Below are 19,778 nucleotides of genomic sequence, written 5' to 3'. Positions count from 1 at the left end.
TGAGCAGCCCTTTATCGAGTGACCTAAGTCACGCTATGAAACAAAAAAGGCGCTACGCCCACGGTGAAAAACATCGCTTTCCTTTTGTGATTTTTGTGCGCTAACGCAAATTAAGCCCTAATAAACCGAGATGGATGTGTATCTCAATCATTAAAAAGGCCACCAATATGACGTTTAAGTGATATAAATCACAATTAAAAGGCGTAGCTGCACTAAATTGGGGCATCCGTTAAGAGATCAGGGATAGATCATAGTTTGTGCGTTTGAAGTTACATACACTGCAATCAGGATAGAGGTGCGCACCAAAAAGGTCGCACCGCATTTGCAGTGAAGGACAGTGTCTTATGTGGATCCCATCAAAGCTGACTCGGCCTGGACGGCTTTATAACGCGATATTACGCCCGCGTGTGCTCGATATTTTACAACAAGCCCCTCACTATAAGCTGGTGCTGTTTCGCTCTCCGGCCGGATATGGCAAAACCACCATGGCTGCACAATGGCTCGCGGATCAATCCAATGTCGGCTGGTTTAGCATTGATGATAGTGATAACGACAGCTTTCGCTACATTAACTACTTACTGCAAGCGCTGCACCACGCTACCCAAGAGGGCTGCGCCAACACGATAAAGCTGGCGGAAAAACGCCAATTCTCATCACTTCGTGCGCTCTTGTCTGATGTCTTTGCTGAACTGGCAGGGTTTCATGCCACTAGCTATTTGGTGTTGGATGACTATCAGCTCATTGATAACGAGGAGATTCATGAGGCGATGCGCTTTTTCATTAAGCACATGCCAGATAATCTCACTTTGGTGGTCACCTCACGCGCCAACCCTCCACTGGGCACCGCGAATTTGCGCGTACGCGACTTGATGATTGAGATCGGCAACGAGCTTCTCGCGTTCGATAACGAAGAAACGACGCGCTTTTTTAATCAACGTGTCGACGATGGCGTGGATGAATCCACGGCGAACGCATTATGCAACTACGTTGAAGGTTGGCCGTCAGCCTTGCAGCTCATTGCGATTCAAGCGCAGCACCAAAAGCGTACCCTGATGCAAAGCGCCGCGTCTTACGCTGGTTTTAACCATGCCCACCTTTGGGAATATTTGGCCGAAGAAGTGTTTGATTTGCTTGATGCTGAAACACGTCAGTTTCTCATGAAAGTCTCCGTACTAGAGATGTTTAATGACGAGTTGGTTTTCGCACTCACTGAACGCGAAGATGCATTGAATATGCTCGAGTCACTGAATCGCTATGGTTTGTTTATCTATGCGCTGGAGGGGGATAACAATTGGTTCCGGTTTCACCATTTATTCGCGGAGTTTTTGGCCCACGAGCGCCAAGCCAGGATCCCCCACCAGCAACAGCCCTTGCATAGACAAGCCGCACTGGCATGGTTGAAGTTACAATCTCCCCATCAAGCGTTGCGTCATGCACGCTACGCCAAAGACGATGCATTGTTGGCCGATATACTCAATCAGCACGGCTGGCGTATGTTTAATCGTGGTGAATTGTCGACACTAGAAGCCGCGATTATCAAGCTCAGTGATGAGCTTTTATACCAATACCCCAATTTGAGCTTACTGCGTGCTTGGTTAGCGCAAAGTCAGCACAGGTATCATGAAGTTGGCGAACTTTTAGCCAGTGCAGAAAAAGCCTATCAAACCCGACAAATCCCACTTGATATCGATTACCAAGGCAATGCCAATGCGTTGCTCGCCCAAGTGGCCATTAACGCGAATAATCCTGAGCAGGCGATGCAGCTGGCAGAAAAAGCGCTCGAGCAACTCGATAGCGCCAATTACCGAGGACGTATTGTCGCGACTTCCGTGGTTGGCGAGGTAAATCATGTGCTCGGCGAACTGGATCGCGCTTTATCCATGATGCAACAAACGGAAAAGTTAGCGCGCCAGCATCAGGTATATCACCAAGCGCTGTGGGCCATTTTACAGCAAAGTGAAATTCTCCTGGCACAAGGCTATGTGCAAGCCGCGTTTGAGTTGCTCGACAGCGCCGATCAGCTCATTGAAGATCAGCAATTGCACCAAGTTCCTTTACATGAATTTGCTCTACGGCTTCGCGCCCAAATACTCTGGTGTTGGAACCGTCTGGATGAAGCTGAAGCCTGTGCGTATAAGGGGCTACAGGTTTTGGAAAACCAACCGCCAAGCAAGCATTTGCATAGTTACTCTATGCTCGCGCGCGTGGCTGTTAGTCGCGGTGAGTTAGATAAAGCGGCCAAAAGCATTGAGCGCATAGAGCACCTTCTTCGAGAATCAGTTTATCATGTTGATTGGACCGCTAACGCGTCACTCTCGCTATTGCTCTATTGGCACGCCAAAAACGAACTGACCAATATGGATGAGTGGTTACATCAAGCCGTTCGCCCCGCGACCGCCTGCAACCACTTTAGCCAGCTTCAGTGGCGAAACATTGCCCGTGCGCATCTGCATTTGGGTCAGTATGACCAAGCACGTCAAGCGATTGATTTTCTGCGCCGCGAAGCGAACAGAGCCAATTTGGTGACCGATAAAAACCGCAATTTGATTGTTGAAGCCGTCCTTGCCAGCAAAGAACAAGAGACAGAATACGCCAAAAGCCTCTTGCAAGATGCGCTGATCCTCACCAATCAAACCGGCATGATGGGTAACTTTTTGATTGAGGGCGAGGCGCTCTCCCCGCTCCTGCATGCGTTAATTGAACAACACGCACTCGGCGCCCTCGAACGCCACCGCGCGCAACAACTCCTCAAGGAAATTGCGAGCCATCAACGCTCTCGTTCAACGCACTTTGATGAAGCCTTTGTCGAAAAGTTGGTCAACCACCCTAACGTGCCAGAGCTCGTGCGAACCAGCTCATTGACACAACGCGAGTGGCAAGTGCTCGGCTTAATTTATTCAGGCTTCAGTAACGAGCAAATCGCCCATGAATTGGATGTCGCGGGAACAACGATCAAAACCCATATTCGTAATTTATATCAAAAGCTCAATATCGCTAACCGCAAAGAAGCGGTCGTCACCGCCGAAAACCTTTTACAACTTATGGGGAATTAGTCAACCCTGTCTACGCCCTCAGGCTTTTCTTGGGGGCGTAGAGGCCTCGCGCTCTCCCCCTACCTTTCGTGATACTTTGCTGAATTTCATCATCTTTTCTGTAATGACACGCTGAATTTTAACCCGATCACGCATGGTAGATGCCCTCCTTGAGTAAGCTGCGCTCAGTATTGATAAATGAGGAAAGATCAATGAAGCGCACTCACTTTTTGCAACCACTCGGCACACCGGTCGCCGTTGCAGCTACCATAGCGTTAGCGGGTTGCAAAATCGAAAACGACCCCAATTTGCCCCCTAGAGACGCGGGCACCAGCGATGCCAGTGTGCTATTTGCTGACGCCGATACCCTGCTCACCCATCAAACTAACGCCACCTCGCTCACCTTGTATTACTCCGCTGATGGCACGATGCGCTATAACCCGGACACGCAGCAAGTGGAAAACGCCACTGCGAGTGTCGAATCCACCCTTACCACGAGCGATAATTGGCAGACATCGTTTCCCCATTTGCAAGGTAACGTCAAAGGGTTCTATTTTGACTTTGTTAGCGCCAACATTGCCCTGAAGCAATGGCTTAAAGGACAGCTTCTCGCCATCGCCAAAGACGGTGATACCGTACTAACCGCAACCGATGTGCAGCCGGCGCGGGCGCTTGATGCCTTGTATGCCGAACACGCCGAAAAACTTACCCTTGGTGCCATCCCTGACGCGGGACACACTGAATTTCGTATATGGGCTCCCACCGCACAGCAAGTCTCGCTAGTGCCCTATCAATCGACGAGCGAACAAAACGCGCCAAAGCAGCGCCAAACGCCAATTAAAATGGACTTCGACACCAACTCAGGAAGCTGGCATGTTGCCACCACGGCGCTGAATCATGGCGACTATTACCGCTATCAACTATCGGTTTATCACCCCACCACGCATCGTATCGAGCGTCTCGAAGTCACTGACCCTTACTCACATAGCTTATCGACCAACTCCAGCTATTCGCAGGTGGTGGATCTAAATGCGCCCGCGCTTAAACCCAGTGGCTGGGATACGCTGAGTGCACCTCACTCGCAGCAAAACCCTGCCAACAGTGTGATTTATGAGGCGCACGTGCGTGATTTTTCCGCACTCGATCAATCCACACCAGACAATCTACGCGGTAAGTATCTGGCTTTTACCCAAAATAGCACCGCCCCGGTCAATCACTTAAAAGCGCTTTCTCAATCCGGCGTCACCCACTTACACCTGCTCCCCGTGTTTGATATTGCCTCCATCAACGAAGACACGGCGCAACGTATCGATTTAACCGACCGTTTCTCCACGCTATGTGACAAAGCACCTTCGCTGAAAGAGACGCCAAGGCTGGCGAGTGAGTGCGACAACAACCAAACCATCCAAGCGGCCTTGACGGATTTAGCCACCCAAGACAGTGCGGATACCCCCTATGTGCAAACCGTGATGGCGGCGATGCGTCAGTACGACAGCTTTAACTGGGGTTACGATCCTTTCCATTACACCGTGCCCGAAGGCAGTTATGCGACCGAGCCTGAAGGCACCGCGCGTATCCTCGAGTTTCGTAAAATGATCATGGCAATTAAACAGAATATCGGCATGAATGTGGTAATGGACGTGGTCTACAACCACACCCACCAAGCAGGCTTAGGGCCCTATTCTGTGCTGGATAAAGTCGTGCCTTGGTATTATCAGCGCCTTAACCCCGTCACTGGAGACGTTGAACAATCCACTTGCTGCTCAAACACCGCGCCTGAGCATCGCATGTTTGCCAAACTGATCGATGACTCGATTGCCACCTGGGTGAAAGACTACAAAATAGATGCCTTCCGTTGGGATTTGATGGGTCATCATCCGCTGGCCCAGATCGAGCACACACTTGCCGTTGCCCGCGCCATCAACCCAGATGTGTATTTCTATGGTGAAGGTTGGAACTTCGGTGAAGTCGCCAACGATCGCCAGTTTGTCCAAGCCACCCAAGCAAACCTTGCAGGCACTGGCATTGGCTCGTTTTCTGACCGACTTCGGGATGCGGTTCGTGGCGGCGGTCCATTCGATGGTGGCGAGTCTCTACGCAAAAACCAAGGCTTTGGCAATGGTCAGTGGGTCGCGCCCAATGATTTACAACAGCAAATCAGCGGGGAAAGAGCCAGTGCCCTGCATAATGCCGATCTAGTTCGTTTGGGCATGGCGGGTAACTTAAAAGATTTTCAGTTACAGATTGCCAATGGGGATACGGTCCGAGGCGACCAGGTCGATTACAACGGTCAACCGGCTGGTTACGCGCAAGATGCATGGGAAGTTCAAAACTATGTCTCCAAACACGACAACCAAACCCTGTGGGATAACAATCAATACAAATTCCCTTATGCCATGCCGCTCGCAACACGCGTTCGCGCCCAAGCCGTGTCACTCTCAACGGCACTGCTGGGACAAGGGATGCCTTTTATTCACATGGGCAGCGAACTGCTTCGTTCAAAATCCATGCAGCGTGACTCCTACGACTCAGGCGATTGGTATAACCGCGTCGACTTTACCCAACAAACCACGCAGTGGGATCAAGGGCTGCCGCGTGAAGATAAAGACGGCGACAACTGGCCAACGATTAAAACCGTGATTGCCAACCACAACAGCGAGGCCAAACCAACACCGCAGGCAATCAGCAACATGGACAGTTACTTTAATGAGCTGGTGGCGCTGCGCACTTCATCTGGGCTATTCCACTTAGGCCAAGGCAGTGTGATCAACCAACGTGTCAGCTTTCACAACACGGGCGCCTCACAAATCCCCGGGCTGATTGTGATACAGCTTGATAACAGTGGCAGTCTGCACGACAGCTCGATTGATGCGACGCGTGACGGGATTATCGTCGCGATCAATGCCTCGGGCACGACGGTCAATGACTTTGCCAACATCGACGCCACCGGCTATCAACTTCACAGCTTGCAAGCTAATGCGGGCAACCGCTCGATAGCGTATAACCAACGGGCGGCTCAAGTAACCAACGGCAAACTCACCGTACCCGCTTGGTCCGTCGCCGTATTCGAGAAACCTCATCAACCTTAACTATTATATGGGGGAGTGCAGCTCCCCCTTATAATTCCCCCTACCCCACAGGATGAATGTCGGTATAATGCGCGTCTCAGCTTTTATCGATGAATGGCATTATGATCAAGAACCTGGTCTCAACTTACCTCAAAGGCATGGCGATGGGCGCTGCGGATGTGGTTCCTGGTGTCTCTGGCGGCACCATCGCATTTATTACTGGCATTTACACGCAGCTATTGGAGAGTATTCGGCGTATCACGCCGCGCCTTTTTGCACTATGGCGCAAGGAAGGCTTCAAGGCGGTCTGGCAACATGTTAACGGTACCTTTCTTTGTGTACTCTTAGCTGGCATTCTGACCAGCATTGCTGGTTTGGCAAAAGGGATCAGTTGGACCCTCACCCATCATCCGATCCCGCTCTGGTCGTTTTTCTTCGGCTTGATCATCGCCTCAGCGTTGCATATTGCCAAACAGTTGCCCGCCCCCAAGGTTCGGCCTAAAACGGTTCTCGCCGTACTATTAGGGATTGGGTTTGCCTACTGGATTACCATTGCTAACCCGCTGCAGCTCACCGCGGGTCCGCTCACCGTCTTTCTCGCCGGTGCCATCGCGATTTGCGCCATGATTTTGCCGGGGATCTCTGGCAGTTTTATCCTACTATTGCTGGGAATGTACAGCCCCATTCTGGATGCGGTTCACCAAGCGCAATTCGGCTTATTAGGATTGTTCGCTGTCGGCGCAGTAACGGGCTTACTGACGTTTTCTCACCTATTGTCCTGGCTGCTGCGCCGCTATTATGCACTGACGCTCGCGTTTCTCACCGGTCTGATGTTGGGCACATTGGGCAAAATTTGGCCTTGGAAACACACACTCACATGGCGTACAAATTCATCCGGTGAACAAGTCCCCCTCGTGCAAGATAACCTTTTACCCGGCGCCTACGAGGCAATCGTGGGACACTCGGCACAAGTTGGCTTGGCTATCGTTGCCATGATAGGTGGCTTTGTGCTGGTATTATTGCTGGAGCGTTTCTCGCCTGAGCAGGAATAGATGATGAATGAACCCTCCTCACGGCTCGCCGTGAGTCACCCCTTAATAATCACCGCCAGTATTGCGATGCTGGCAGTGATGGCTTTTTTTATCCCCTCGTGGCTGTCTGGCTTTTTCTCGACCGCCTCGAGTACAACTATCGCACCAGCCGCCTACTGCTCACTCAATCAGCAAACGTGCCAATACCAAGGTTATCAAGCGACCTTAGCTGACCCGCTTGTGCATCCATTACATGCCAATACCCTCACTGTGACCGCCCCCCAAGCGCTAAACACGGATACATTGCTCGTTAAGCTCAAAGGCGTCGAAATGAACATGGGTGAATATCGGCTGGTGCTTAAACAAACCGATAAACTGACTTATCAAGGGCAACTGATGCTGCCCGTTTGCACCGAAGACAGCATGACATGGGCAGGAACCATTACCCTAAATGCTGACGCAAACACGCTGTTCCCCATTAAAGTACGCATGGAGCGACTATGAGTAAGAAAGCTTGGCTTGTCGCCATTATTGCCGTTTGTTTTGGCTTAGGTGCCCGCGCGCTATTTGATAACTATCAAACGTCACAAAAGCAGGCTCAAGCAGGGGCATTACAATCACAAGGGCAACCGTTTAGTCTTTACAATACCGATGACCCACGTCCGCGCATTGTTTATTTCGGCTATACCCATTGTCCTGATGTTTGTCCCACTTCGCTCGCCGTGTTATCTGCCGCGTTAAAATCGCTCCCTGAGTCGACACGAAACGCGGTGGCGCCAATCTTTATCACCCTCGACCCAAAGCGTGATACAAGCGAAAAAGCGGCGGAGTACGCGCATTTTTTCCATCCGGCCATCACCGGTGTCAGTGGTTCTGAGGCGCAAATTGCGCAGCTGGCAAAACGCTACGGTGTGTTGTATCGCATCACCGAGCTGGAAGACTCCGCCATGGACTATGCCGTTGACCATAGCTCCTTTTTTTATTTTCTTTCACCGAACGGTGAACTCGTAGAGAAAGTCCCTCACACCTTAAACCCTGAAATGCTGATCGCAGCGATTGAACGGGTGACTGATCAAAATAAGGAATAACAATGACATCATTCAAATCTTTTGTTGCCGCTATCGCCTTTATGGTTGCACCATTCGTGCATGCCCATGGTGAGTTTTTTATTCATGATGCCTATGCGCGTGCCACTGCACCAGGCGCACCAAATAGCGCCGCTTTCATGGTTCTCGATAATCAAAGCAAGGTGCTAAAACGGGTAGTGAGTGCGAGCACGCCGGCAGCGAAACGGGTAGAGTTGCATGAGCATGCTATGGTGGATGGCATGATGGAAATGCGACAAATTGCGCAAATCCTGGTGCCTGAAGGCGAGCAAGTGACACTAAAGCCAGGTGGCCTACATGTAATGTTGTTTGATCTGGCTCAGCCACTCAAAGTAGGCGAGCACATTTCATTGACATTAAACACCGCGGACGGTCATTCACTCACCAAGCAGATCCCAGTGAAATCGGTCATGGCGGGCATGAAACATCACAACAAAGAGATGCACGCAAACCACGAATAAGCACAATATCGGATACCTCTTACCTCGCTAAGTGTTAACTCGGTCAAGCTCTGCTATTTAAGTAAAGGATTATCCAGCAAAAATGCGTTTAAGCGTCTAAGGTTGACAATAGTCGCGTGGATGCGTGACCCTAATGACGCGATTGCTATGACAAACAACAATAGCGAGGTTATTTATGAAAATCCGTCCAATGGCGCTAGCTGCCGTCGCATCGAGCATGCTGCTCGTCGGTTGTACCAGCAACACAGCGTTACAGCAAAGCGTTGATGATTTATCAGCGAAAGTCGATGCATTATCGAATGATGTATCTATGATGAAAAGCGACGTGAGCGATACCAAAGATACCTCTCAAATGGCATATGACGAAGCAAAACGTGCCAATAAGCGCATTGATAATATGGCGCAGTCTTACACGAAATAGCGTATCGATTTAAACACCGATTACTCGCTGAACAAACAATGAATAACGGCGCGCGATGCGCCGTTTTTTTATGCTGTGATCTTATCCGGACTTTTACCGCTCAGATCGCGTCATTTGCTTGGCATCTACCTCCACACGCTCTAGACGCTGCCAGGCTTTCAACTGTGCTGGGGTCAGTGTAGCGATCTCTGTCGGCACGCCTTCTTGGACAGATAACGCTGCCCGGTAGCGCCGAGGTGACAATTCCAGCCGCGCTAAAATCGCTAACACCTGAGGATCAGGCTCAACCGACAAACGCGCTTTGGTCTCTTTTTCATTTTTTGACAAAGGACGATGCGCCTCTACCATCACTCGCCCATCAGGCTCAACGCTTAGCTTCGCGGGTTGATTGATAATTCTAACCGGGGTGTGGACATCCACTTGCTCAAACAGCCATGCCACATCGTCAGGTCGAAGCCGGATACAGCCAGCACTGACTCGCAGCCCAATACCAAACGACTTGTTAGTGCCATGAATCAAATACTCACCGTTACCGAAGCCCAACCTTAGCGCATGCTCACCTAAGGGATTGTTTGGCCCTGCTGGCACCACATCAGGCAAAATGATGCCGCGCTGTTTTTTATATTCCTCACGAATGCTCTGCGGTGGCGTCCACGTCGGATGTTCGCGCTTTTGGCTAATATAGGTGTTCATTGTGGGGGTTTCGCGACCCACTCTACCGATCCCGATGGGAAATACATGAACATCACGTTGCGCGTCCGCCTTTTCTCCCGTTACCTTAGCCCTAGCCTCTGGTTCAGGAAAATAATACAGGCGTAATTCAGCAAGGTTGATCACTATCCCCAAGTGAGGTGGTGAGGGCAACAAGAGCTGGTTGGGTAAGCGCACCAGAGAGCCAGGCTCAGGCAAGTAGGGATCAATCCCTGGGTTGAGCGCTAAAAGCGCTAGAAACCCCATATCATAGTGTTTAGCAATGGCTTCTAAGTGCTCGCCCTCTTTGACGATGTGCGCCTCTGGATAGCCAACAAGTCGACTGCCGTCGGTGGGTAACGGATACGGGGTGGCAAATGCTGTCGGCACAGCTAACACCCAAAGTACCACACAGGCTAATAATCTCTGTATGGCACCTTTGCCTACCATCGGCCAAGAGAGGTTAGAAATAAACTCGTGCTCCAGCAGCGCCTTCAAACTCAATATCGCCTTCCTCCTCCCAATACCAAGTGGTGCCCGCTTCTGCAAATAGTTCCACATCACCCGTACCCACCGGAAGAGTAACACCGAGCCCGGCACGTGGTCCCCACTGATGCGTTGAATCATCTACCCACTGACCTCCGGCATAGACATACATAGGCGCATATTCCATTCGCCCGAGCCATTCACCCAAATTCCAAGTCCCATCGACGGCCACTCCCACCTTATCGATGCCAGCTTGAATTTTAAATTGGTTTTGCTTCAAGGTCACACCAGACATTGGCGAACCAAGGAAAACCCCCGCAGCAAGGCCATCAGCCGCGTAAGAAGAAACGGGAAATGAGGCAACAGCCAAACAGACTGCCGCACGAAGCCAAAGGTTAAAATTCATGGTATTCCGTTGTATTACTGTGATAAGCACATGGATTAAAGCAATTTTAGTGCCAAGGTTATAAAACCATAAAACAGGACTAGGTTTCCCTCTGAGCTAGGCAGGCAAAGCAAGAATAGGGTGATCACTCGCGTTCCGATGTGAACGCATCACCAAGCACCCACAGAAAGAGGCAATAATCTGCCAATACGGAAAGGTAAAAAGCGTACAAACCATGCCGCTTTAATCGGTCACAACATGACAACGATCGCCGCTCGCCCCGCCCATCGATGAGAAAGTGCGCACAAAGTAGCGTTTCTCCCTGATTTATTGGGCGATTTAAGTGATATACTGCATACTTTAGTCTGTGCGCCTTTATGAGTATGCGTGACAAGGCAGCATCCGCTTTCAAGACGTTTTTGGTAGGAGTAACGGGTTTTTGTTAGATGATCTGGTCTCGCTGGCACTGCGCCAGTTTCAGCAAGATTGTGTCAAATTGTGCGAGCATCACTATCCCACAGTCCACAATCGGGGAATGCGTGATCCCCACATGGGCAAAGCACTCGCACGTCGACTCATGCGGGTTCTCGAAGCGCATGATAAACCCGCAACGTTTAATTTGCTCGACGATACCCGACCACATAGCCAAACCGTCTATCAGCTACAACTTGACGGCAGCGCGATATACATACTGGCCCACCGCCTACTCAGTGGTAATAACGCCTGTCGTGATGCCTTGGTGCGTGACGTTGCTTGGCTACTGAATCATGGCATCACAAACCCTGCCGAGCCTGGGCGTGTCATTGTGGTCAGTGACCACTGGATTGATCGCACCAACGCCAGTAAGGCTGTTCCTTCTTGGTGGTTGGGACACCAACCTATCCACGCAGACGCCTATCGCGCGCAAGGAATACGCTTGACCAGCGCAACGTCGAGCCTGGCTGAGACCATCGCGCCCTTGGGTTTAACCGAGGGGCGATATCGTATCTTTCACCCTTTGTTTCGCAAAAAAGATGGCTTACCCCTGCACAAATACCTTTTGCTCACCGCCACCTTTCCGCTCGGTGTTGAAGAGGATAATCGCAGTCTTTAATGTGGTTTGTGCCACACGGCTTTGAAATCAAACCAACCCACCGCATTCGATGCCACATCTTGGAGATCTGGCGTCGCCATGACACCCATCCAAATATGAAACAAGGGCACCATTTGATGCTCAACCAGGCGACGGGCTAAGTGCTCAGCACAGCTATCGTCTTGCGTCTCTCGCCAGCGCTGAGTATGACGTTCAATGGTCTCGAGCATGGTATCTGTGCAGGCACTCAATACCAGATCATGCGTCCCTAGCCAGTTAAATAACCCCGCCTGCCCGCGTTCACCAAAGCTCATCGCCCCTAACCAGATGTCGATTTTGCGTCCATATTGACCACTAAAGTAGTCGGCGGATGACAATGCCAAGGTTTTCACTTGAATACCATCCTCAAGTAAGTGCGCGTGTATTGCCTTGGCGATAAGCGGGTATAAAGGATGATCGGATAAATACGCCACGGTCAGTGACGTTGGTGACGGAGCAACTGGCGACATGGACGAAAGACCATGATGCATCCAACCTGGCATCAGTCCATACGCATTGAACAATCGGTACTCACCCATGCCACAATGCGCCAAACGTGGCAGTAATTGCAGCGATGACAGCTTTGCATGCAGGTATTCACGCCATGCGGGTTGCTTCGCTAATCCATCGCGACAATTCAACAACAGGTAACCAGCCCCCTGATCCATTTCTAACTTTTGACTCAGCGTGGTTTGATGGCTTGCTAATCTCTCCGGCGTCAGTGAGGTGCTGGGAGTGAGATAGCACATTGCGGCCTCATCAAACACCATAATCTGAATTTCATCGGTCAGGGCACGATAACCAAAATAATCATCAAATGCCTCGAGCACTAAGCGGTGTGGCTGTTTCTCTACCACGCGATAAGGACCTGTCCCAATAGGTTGATAACCAAGGGATTGACTTGGATGGCGCTCAGCAGGACGAATGAACGCTTCTGGCAAGGTAAGCGCATGATCAAACCTTGAGTCGGGAGACGAAAGATGTACATCAATCATTCGCGGGCCCGGCGAGTCAACACGCGAAAGATGAGCAAAAAAACGCCGCGTAGAAAGCGCCGATAGGCTCGCTATCACATCCTGCTCGCGCATTGGCTGACCATCATGGAAGCGGACACCAGGACGAAGGTAAAATCGCCAATGTGTCGGCGACAACGCTTCCCAATGATGGGCTAAATCCGGTGTCACAATACGTTCACTACCACGATAGCGCACCAAACCATTAAAAATTTGACCGACCAAGTGCTGCTCTGAGCGACGCAAAGGTTCGCGCGGATCCAGCGTCTCAAGCTGACGGTAATAGGGCAGGCGAACAATTTGCCGCCCATTTTGCGTACTCGGTCCCATTTGTTTTTGAATTAAGGCGGCGAGCTTGGTGGAGTCATGATCAAGGCACGCCAAGGCTTGATCCATTTTGCCCTGCGCCAACCAATGTGCTGCCTGCTCTTCTCGCAGTGCCATTTCACTTCGTAAAAACGCTAAACGAGAGAGCTTGCCCCGCCCCACGGAAGGCTGCCACGTTAACCATCCTTGCTCTTCTAACTTACTGAGCACCATTCGCGCATTACGCCGCGTACAGACCAAAATATCCGCCACAGCTTGTAGCGTTGTATCGGTGTTTTCGCCATTGAAATGATGATAAAGGCGGGAGAACTGAGCACGAAGTCGCTGACCTGACATAAAAGAGGAACCCAACAATCACAAAAACCAGTGGAAGTATTTCCTATTTTACGCAGAACAAGGCATAGCGTCTGCTCATATCTTGATCACACGCACTCAGGCTGTGATCTCTGGCAGGCAATAATCACCGGCTTTCACGAGCAGACGTTTGTTATTCCGTCTGACTCAGTTATGATGCCTCTCTTTGTCGATAATGAGTAGGGTGTTTATGATCGCGTCGGCTATTATTTCCCATTTTGATATCAAACAACGCTGGATGGCTTGCCACGTAAAAAAAGCGCAATTCCCAACCAAGGAAAGCCTTGCGGGTTTTGATATCTATCATGCCGCTGCTCATCCCCCACACCCTTTTGACAAACCTGACGCACCAACTCATCAGCCACTCACTCTCTATTGGGTCGACAATCACCCACTGATGATTCAGTATGCCAAGCTTCAGGCGCAACAGTGGCCAGAGTCAGATCGTGCCAATATGCTCGCTTACTTTGCCCAGCTTGCGCTTGAAGATGGTGTTGAAATCGCTGACGCCACGGTGTCGCTCTGTATCGGCACCCAAAACGGGGAAACCTGCGCCGCCGCCATGCGGGTCGATACGGTGTTAGACGGTCAAGCAGTCAGTGGTATTTATGATGTCGTCACCCCTGATGAGAACGCACAAGCACAACTTCTCTATGCGCTCACTCAGGAGGAGAACGGCGATGACAGGCTGTGGGTCATCGCCCGCTAGTGAATGATTAAACGCACGATAAACAGGCTTTGGGAACCTCACCACTGGCAATAAAGTGCAAGAAAGCGGCTTTATCGAGCACAACAGCCCCCTCCGACTCTGCTTTTTCCATCATGGCGTTGCTGGCAAAATCACCGAAACATAATACATCAACGGCTTCACTCGCGTGATCGTTCACTGTCATCCCATTTTGTAACGTCATCTCAGACAGTGCGCTTTCTTCTTCGTTAGGAAAACCCAGAAAGCTCACTTTAAACCAACCATGTTTGGGGACAGGGAGCTTGACACCCTCTTGAATATCGTGAGTTTGAGTCGACATTTCTTCTCGGATATCGTGTGTTTGAGTCGGCATTTCTTCACGGCTATCGTCAAATAACTCAGTGTTTGGGATAACCTCATCACTCCACTCTACCGCCGCCGTATCAGACGATGTCTCTGCCACAGTCCAAGTCATATTGCGAAACTCAGGCATTCCCCGGCAAAAGCGCAACGTGTTATCTCTGGCTAATACTGGCATCTCCGCAGGAAAAGTAAGATGCATTGAACCATCGGCATTGACACTGACTTCAATATCCTTGCCCATCCAACCAGGCAAGCCATTGGTCGCCTCAGGTTGCGTATTACTTGCACCATGAGTCGTCTCTTTAACAGTTTGTTTGAGTTGTTGAATCGCGGCTTTCCATCCCCACTTATGAGCTTGTCGTCCCATATAAACCCCAAAACCGACCGCACACATTGCAACCGTCGTTAGTAAGGTCATCAATATTTCTTGAGCTTCATTTGGGCCAAAAACATACAAGACCGAAATGAGCAACATATAGCCAAAGCCAAGGATCCGGCTCAGTTGGCTATACTTTCTGTCAAGTAATTGCCAAACAAATAAGAAAGGGAACATGAGGATCCCTGCAATCAGAAGCCCGCTAGGTGCGGTGTTAGAATGTATGTTAATACTCATGGTGGGCGTCTCTGCGATAAATAATAATGTTGGTATGCTAAGCGCGCGAAACACGATACGGATTCACGCTCAAGGCGCGCGTAAAAATACGCTATTGCCCAGAAAAATGCGACAAATATGTCTCAGATTGTCGACCAGAGTCCAGAGATGACCCACTCACACGGCGCACGAGGTATCTGTAACTCGCTGCACACTAGCCATCCAATAATTAGTTCTTGAGAGGGCGAACCACTTCCTCAAGCCCTTCCACTTTCAGTGCCAGGCACAGCTTCATCAACTCCCCTAATTCGCCTTTCGGAAACTCGGCTTTGTTTTGGAACCACAACAGATATTCCTCTGGCAGATCAATCAACACGCGCCCAGCGTATTTGCCGAATGGCATGGGCATTGTGGCTAATTTCATAAGCTGTTGTTTATCCATCAATGCATCCCGTTTTAGGCTGTCGCATGTCGCTGTTCAAGACGTTGACTTGCAATCATTTCAAGCAACATGGTTTCACGTATCAACGATTGCCCGGCTTTGGCACTGTTCGCCATCACTGCTTTGTTATGCGCAATCGCATGATTAAGGCTCACCCACACAGGTCGCATACCATTATTGATTTCATAATGCTCAAAGGTCGGAGTACCGAGATCTCGATCAACGCGGCAGTAGAAGCAGTATGACAACATATGCATCACATCCGCACCATCTCGGTACCAAGGGCGGTACTCTTCAAAACAGCCAAATGGAGTGATATCACGGATCTGTCGTGCGCCCGTCTCTTCTTGCAGCTCACGGATCATGGCTTGCTCTGGGGTTTCGCCCGCATCCACACCGCCACCGGGGAGCGAATAATCATCATAACGTGCGGTATACATCAGCAAAATCTCATCGCCATCTAAGGCAATCGCGCGTGCTGCGTCGCGCTTAATGACGGATTTATTTTGCAGCGGCAGCACCCGCTCATCCGTATATTTGGCTATGATTTCCATTACTACTCAGATAGTCAAAAAACAAGCGCGGGAGTATAGCACAACCAAACAAGAGAGCAGAAAGGCGCTAACGGGTGCACAAAAATGAAATATGTCTCGCACCCGATACCTTAAGCCGCCCAAAAATCATTAGTATTGTTAGTGATAAACACACAAGGTAGGACTGGGTACGATGCTGCAGAAAATTAGTATCCACAAGCTGACAATCGGGATGTACGTGGAACAAATAGAAACTGCCCAGTCACCCACCCGGATGACCAAACCTGGCTATGTTCGCCGTCCCGAGACAATCCAAAAACTAAAACAATGTGGTGTTAACTATGTTTGGGTAGATGCTGATCAGATCCTAGATATCAATGAAATCCAGTACAAAGGCGCACTCTATCAAGGTAAGTATGCGTCAACCGGCGCGGATATCGACAAAGCACGCGCGCTCATCGATTCGTCGAAGCAACAACTGAGTCGCTTGTTAAATGACATTTATGCCAATAAAGCCATTGATGTCGCGCCCCTTGAGGCATTGGGCAGTGACATTGTCGACAACATTTTTGAACGTCAGCACGCCATTGCTTGGATCAGTGGCATTCGTGATAAAAGTGCTTACCTGATGGAGCATTCTCTCAACGTGGCCTTTTTGTTGGTGAGTTTTGGCAGGCATCTAGGGTTTGATCACGCGACCTTGCAAGAGCTCGCCGTCGGTGGGCTGGTGCATGATATTGGTAAAGTGCTAGTTGCCGACGAAGTGCTCAATAAACCGGGAAAACTGACCGCTGAAGAGTTCGACCACATGAAACTCCACCAAGTATTTTCTCAGCCGGTACTGGATAGTATCCCTGACTTATCACAAATTGCTCGCGATGTGAGTTTAATGCATCACGAAAAACTGGATGGCACTGGTTACCCAAACGGGCTAAAAGGCGAAGCGTTACATACCATTGGCCGCATGAGTGGCATTGTCGATATTTACGATGCACTGACCGCGGATCGTTGTTACAAACGAGCGATGTCACCGTCTGAAGCCTTTAAGATCATGATGGGACTCACGCCGTTTCATTTGGATCCCAATTTATTGCGCGCCTTTATTCAGTGTATTGGCTTTTACCCCGTTGGCTCCCTCGTTGAGTTAGCGGATGGACGCGTTGGCTTGGTATGGCAAGAAAACCTCGACGACTTGACTCGCCCTGTGGTCAAGTTGTTTTATTCAGTCCGCAGTCACCGGTTTCGTGAAGTGGAGTATATTGATCTCGCTAAGCGCCATGATTTGCGTATCGCCCGCGCCACCAGCGAGACAGCCCTTGATATCAATGTCGATGCATTTCGTTAATCCTGTGACGAGGCGAGGGCTTTTGCGTATACTGCCCTCCCTCAGTGACAATGCCTTTTAAGAAAGAGAGAGAAAAATGAGAGTTTGCGCGGTTGATTTAAAAGCTAACGAAGCGAATGTTGTGTTACTCGACAGTGACAACGATTTGTTTTCGGTACCTGAGTGTCGAGCCAAGAAAATCACGCTGCCCTCGCCAGAAGCGCAAGAGAGCATTCAACATTTCCATCGTACCATGAGCAAGCTCATCGAAGATTATCAGGTGGATAAAATCATTATTCGCGAACGCCAAACCAAAGGGAAGTTCGCGGGTAGTAGTGCCGGCTTTAAAATGGAGGCCGCCCTACAACTGATCGAGGGTGTTGACGCCGAAGTCTTCTCCTCCAGCGTGATGAAACAAACGCTAAAACGTCATCCCATCGATGTAAACTTAAAAGAGCTAGGCTTGAAGCAATTTCAGGAAAATGCCTTTCTAACCGCGTGCGCCTATTGTAATAAAGACAAAAAATAACAGTAATAAAGACAAAAAAAACGCGTCGAACACGGAGGTACCATGAGCAAGAAAATCTACTCTTCCCCGCTAGGGCCATTAACACTGCAGGCCAATAGCCAGGGATTAACGGCTCTGTATCTCCCTAACCGCGCACCTAATCACCTTGTTCAAGACAGTTCGCAAGACAGCGTCGCCATTCTCGATCTTGCCTGCCATCAACTGGATGAGTACTTTGCAGGTACGCGACAGACATTCTCGGTGCCACTTGCACCGCAGGGAACGGCCTTTCAACAGCGCGTTTGGCAGGCGCTTCAATCCATTCCCTTTGGTGAAACGGCCAGTTACCAAGCCATCTCTCATCTTATCGGTAACCCAAAAGCCAACCAAGCCGTGGGCAGTGCGAATGGCAAGAATCCGATTTCGATTATTGTCCCCTGTCACCGGATTATTGGCCGTCAAGGTCAGTTGGTCGGCTATGGGGGTGGTTTAACCGCCAAACGCACCTTGTTGATTTGGGAGGCCACAGGTAAGTGGCCCGATTACGTCTCCAATGCGCTGACCAGCACAGATCCAGCGCTGCCTTAGTCTCCACTCAGGCGGCAAGCGGTTTGGTCAGCCGTTCCGGGGTCAGATGAAAACCACAATGGATATAAAAGCTTTGTGCGTCATCTTTTTGGTAGCTTGGGACCACTTCAATGTGATCACATCCTTTTGCTATCAGCGCCTGCTCGGCAGCATTAAGCAGTTGGCGTCCCAACGTCATATCGCGGAATGGCTCGTCGACAATAATGGTACTAATACGACCCACGTGGCCTGACAAACCTAATTGTGGGATCACTTGACAGACCACCACACCCGCCACCAAACCGCAAAGCTCGGCCACGCTCACTGACACCAAGTCCTGATTAAGTAGATGCTTGATGTGCCGGTGCATCTGACGTTTGTCTATCTCATCTGACTGGCAATGGGCGCAGAGTTGGCTAATGGTTTCTATATCTTTATCAGTGGCTTGTCTTATCATTGTCGCCTTCCTTGTTTGGGTTTCCCCACCCGCAGACCGCCGTTCAATCTGCCGGTGAGGTTTTATGAGTTATCACGTCGCAACACTCGCACGTATTAGTGACTAACGCTGGGCGGTTTGCGTCCCCGACATACGGCTTACTGTTACGCGGCGGTCAAAGAAAAAGCCCTCATTCCCCGCTTGGCTATCCAATGGCTGACTGTCTCCATACGCCACCGTGTTGAGCTGACGCGGATCGACGCCCACGGACACAAGGTAATCTTTTACGGCCTGCACACGACGTTCCGATAGCGCTTGGTTATAGCCTTGACGTCCTCTTGGATCGGCATAGCCTGCGAGTTGCCATTGAGCGTTTGGCATTTGTTGAATAAATCCTGCGAGCTCATCAAGCTGGATCATAAAGTGCGGCTCAATATCAGCCGAGCTCGTGCGAAATTGAATATTCATCGCCAGCGTAAGGTCTTCCACCTGATTCTGCGCACTGCGTAACCGCGCAAGTTCAAGCTGCGCTTCATTATATTTTTGGCTGATGCGACTCAATGATTGATTCTCATCCCGGATAGTTTGAATCGTTTCATCCTGCTCGGTGGCCAAATTTTCATAGCTGGCATTTTGCCCCATCACGGTACCAATAATGGCCCCTGCCACCGCGCCGACAGGGCCCGCCACCACCGCTCCCGCGATAGCGCCGCTTCCCATCCCGATCAACTCGGGTTGTTTATTACGTTCAACCTTACTGGCGGCCATCCCTTGTGGCGTGGCAACGGCGAACATTGAAACGGCAAATACAGAGTGAATCAGTTGTTTTTTAATATCCAT

The 19,778-nt window shown here is 50.3% G+C and carries 20 protein-coding genes; 12 read left to right on the top strand and 8 right to left on the bottom strand.

Annotated features, from left to right (window positions below):
- Positions 1–344: 344 nt before the first annotated feature.
- From malT to BZG25_RS08970, 7 genes are all read left to right on the top strand, one after another.
- The gene (gene malT, locus BZG25_RS09000) at positions 345–3,053 is read left to right on the top strand and encodes an HTH-type transcriptional regulator MalT (RefSeq protein WP_077638908.1); all 2,709 of its coding nucleotides are present in this window, start codon (positions 345–347) and stop codon (positions 3,051–3,053) included.
- Positions 3,054–3,244: 191 nt separating this feature from the next.
- Positions 3,245–6,121 (top strand): pullulanase-type alpha-1,6-glucosidase, encoded by a 2,877-nt coding sequence (gene pulA / locus BZG25_RS08995; RefSeq protein WP_241828685.1) that lies wholly within the window; start codon positions 3,245–3,247, stop codon positions 6,119–6,121.
- A 101-nt stretch (positions 6,122–6,222) separates the two neighbouring features.
- Positions 6,223–7,152: a DUF368 domain-containing protein gene (locus BZG25_RS08990; protein WP_077638926.1), complete on the top strand. Its 930-nt coding sequence runs from the start codon at positions 6,223–6,225 to the stop codon at positions 7,150–7,152.
- Complete coding sequence (locus BZG25_RS08985; protein WP_131826108.1) at positions 7,153–7,635, top strand: hypothetical protein; 483 nt, start codon at positions 7,153–7,155, stop codon at positions 7,633–7,635.
- Positions 7,632–8,219, top strand: coding sequence for an SCO family protein (locus tag BZG25_RS08980; protein WP_077638905.1), 588 nt, complete (start codon positions 7,632–7,634; stop codon positions 8,217–8,219). The genes BZG25_RS08985 and BZG25_RS08980 overlap by 4 nt, the downstream gene beginning before the upstream one ends.
- A gap of 2 nt (positions 8,220–8,221) precedes the next feature.
- Positions 8,222–8,698 (top strand): copper chaperone PCu(A)C, encoded by a 477-nt coding sequence (locus BZG25_RS08975; RefSeq protein WP_077638904.1) that lies wholly within the window; start codon positions 8,222–8,224, stop codon positions 8,696–8,698.
- A gap of 175 nt (positions 8,699–8,873) precedes the next feature.
- Positions 8,874–9,119: an Lpp/OprI family alanine-zipper lipoprotein gene (locus BZG25_RS08970; protein ID WP_046075907.1), complete on the top strand. Its 246-nt coding sequence runs from the start codon at positions 8,874–8,876 to the stop codon at positions 9,117–9,119.
- Positions 9,120–9,212: 93 nt separating this feature from the next.
- Here BZG25_RS08970 and BZG25_RS08965 read toward each other — a convergent pair whose 3' ends face one another.
- Together BZG25_RS08965 and BZG25_RS08960 are read right to left on the bottom strand one after the other, a co-directional pair.
- Positions 9,213–10,259, bottom strand: coding sequence for a L,D-transpeptidase family protein (locus BZG25_RS08965; RefSeq protein WP_077638925.1), 1,047 nt, complete (start codon positions 10,257–10,259; stop codon positions 9,213–9,215).
- A 13-nt stretch (positions 10,260–10,272) separates the two neighbouring features.
- Positions 10,273–10,701, bottom strand: a complete 429-nt coding sequence (locus BZG25_RS08960; RefSeq protein WP_077638903.1) for a hypothetical protein — start codon at positions 10,699–10,701, stop codon at positions 10,273–10,275.
- A gap of 418 nt (positions 10,702–11,119) precedes the next feature.
- On the opposite strand from BZG25_RS08960, the gene BZG25_RS08955 reads away from it, so the two are divergent.
- The gene (locus tag BZG25_RS08955) at positions 11,120–11,773 is read left to right on the top strand and encodes a hypothetical protein (RefSeq protein ID WP_077638902.1); all 654 of its coding nucleotides are present in this window, start codon (positions 11,120–11,122) and stop codon (positions 11,771–11,773) included.
- Here the strand turns inward: BZG25_RS08955 and BZG25_RS08950 are convergent.
- Positions 11,770–13,467, bottom strand: coding sequence for an SgrR family transcriptional regulator (locus BZG25_RS08950; protein WP_077638901.1), 1,698 nt, complete (start codon positions 13,465–13,467; stop codon positions 11,770–11,772). The two genes, BZG25_RS08955 and BZG25_RS08950, sit on opposite strands and share 4 nt — an antisense overlap.
- 208 nt (positions 13,468–13,675) lie before the next feature.
- Between BZG25_RS08950 and BZG25_RS08945 the strand changes: the two genes are divergently transcribed.
- Positions 13,676–14,194, top strand: a complete 519-nt coding sequence (locus BZG25_RS08945) for a hypothetical protein (protein WP_077638900.1) — start codon at positions 13,676–13,678, stop codon at positions 14,192–14,194.
- Positions 14,195–14,201: 7 nt separating this feature from the next.
- Here BZG25_RS08945 and BZG25_RS08940 read toward each other — a convergent pair whose 3' ends face one another.
- From BZG25_RS08940 to BZG25_RS08930, 3 genes are all read right to left on the bottom strand, one after another.
- A complete protein-coding gene (locus BZG25_RS08940) occupies positions 14,202–15,149 on the bottom strand; it encodes a hypothetical protein (RefSeq protein ID WP_131826107.1) in 948 nt (315 codons plus the stop codon).
- Positions 15,150–15,357: 208 nt separating this feature from the next.
- A complete protein-coding gene (locus BZG25_RS08935; RefSeq protein WP_077579323.1) occupies positions 15,358–15,570 on the bottom strand; it encodes a DUF3820 family protein in 213 nt (70 codons plus the stop codon).
- Between the two features lie 14 nt (positions 15,571–15,584).
- On the bottom strand, positions 15,585–16,124 hold the full coding sequence (locus BZG25_RS08930; protein WP_077638898.1) for an NUDIX hydrolase: 540 nt from the start codon (positions 16,122–16,124) through the stop codon (positions 15,585–15,587).
- A gap of 172 nt (positions 16,125–16,296) precedes the next feature.
- Here BZG25_RS08930 and BZG25_RS08925 point away from each other — a divergent pair, with 172 nt between their 5' ends.
- From BZG25_RS08925 to BZG25_RS08915, 3 genes are all read left to right on the top strand, one after another.
- Complete coding sequence (locus tag BZG25_RS08925) at positions 16,297–17,448, top strand: HD-GYP domain-containing protein (protein ID WP_077638897.1); 1,152 nt, start codon at positions 16,297–16,299, stop codon at positions 17,446–17,448.
- A 76-nt stretch (positions 17,449–17,524) separates the two neighbouring features.
- The gene (locus BZG25_RS08920) at positions 17,525–17,956 is read left to right on the top strand and encodes a DUF3010 family protein (protein ID WP_046075914.1); all 432 of its coding nucleotides are present in this window, start codon (positions 17,525–17,527) and stop codon (positions 17,954–17,956) included.
- Positions 17,957–17,998: 42 nt separating this feature from the next.
- A complete protein-coding gene (locus BZG25_RS08915) occupies positions 17,999–18,523 on the top strand; it encodes a methylated-DNA--[protein]-cysteine S-methyltransferase (protein WP_077579320.1) in 525 nt (174 codons plus the stop codon).
- 7 nt (positions 18,524–18,530) lie between these two features.
- On the opposite strand, the gene BZG25_RS08910 is transcribed toward BZG25_RS08915, so the two are convergent.
- Both BZG25_RS08910 and pdsO read right to left on the bottom strand, forming a co-directional pair.
- Positions 18,531–18,959 (bottom strand): GNAT family N-acetyltransferase, encoded by a 429-nt coding sequence (locus tag BZG25_RS08910; protein WP_077579319.1) that lies wholly within the window; start codon positions 18,957–18,959, stop codon positions 18,531–18,533.
- A gap of 102 nt (positions 18,960–19,061) precedes the next feature.
- The gene (pdsO, locus tag BZG25_RS08905) at positions 19,062–19,778 is read right to left on the bottom strand and encodes a sortase-associated OmpA-like protein PdsO (RefSeq protein ID WP_241828683.1); all 717 of its coding nucleotides are present in this window, start codon (positions 19,776–19,778) and stop codon (positions 19,062–19,064) included.

The sequence above is a fragment of the Salinivibrio sp. ML198 genome (assembly GCF_001996015.1).
In the GTDB taxonomy this organism is placed as follows: domain Bacteria; phylum Pseudomonadota; class Gammaproteobacteria; order Enterobacterales; family Vibrionaceae; genus Salinivibrio; species Salinivibrio siamensis.
This window is presented reverse-complemented; position numbering and strand designations above follow the sequence as displayed.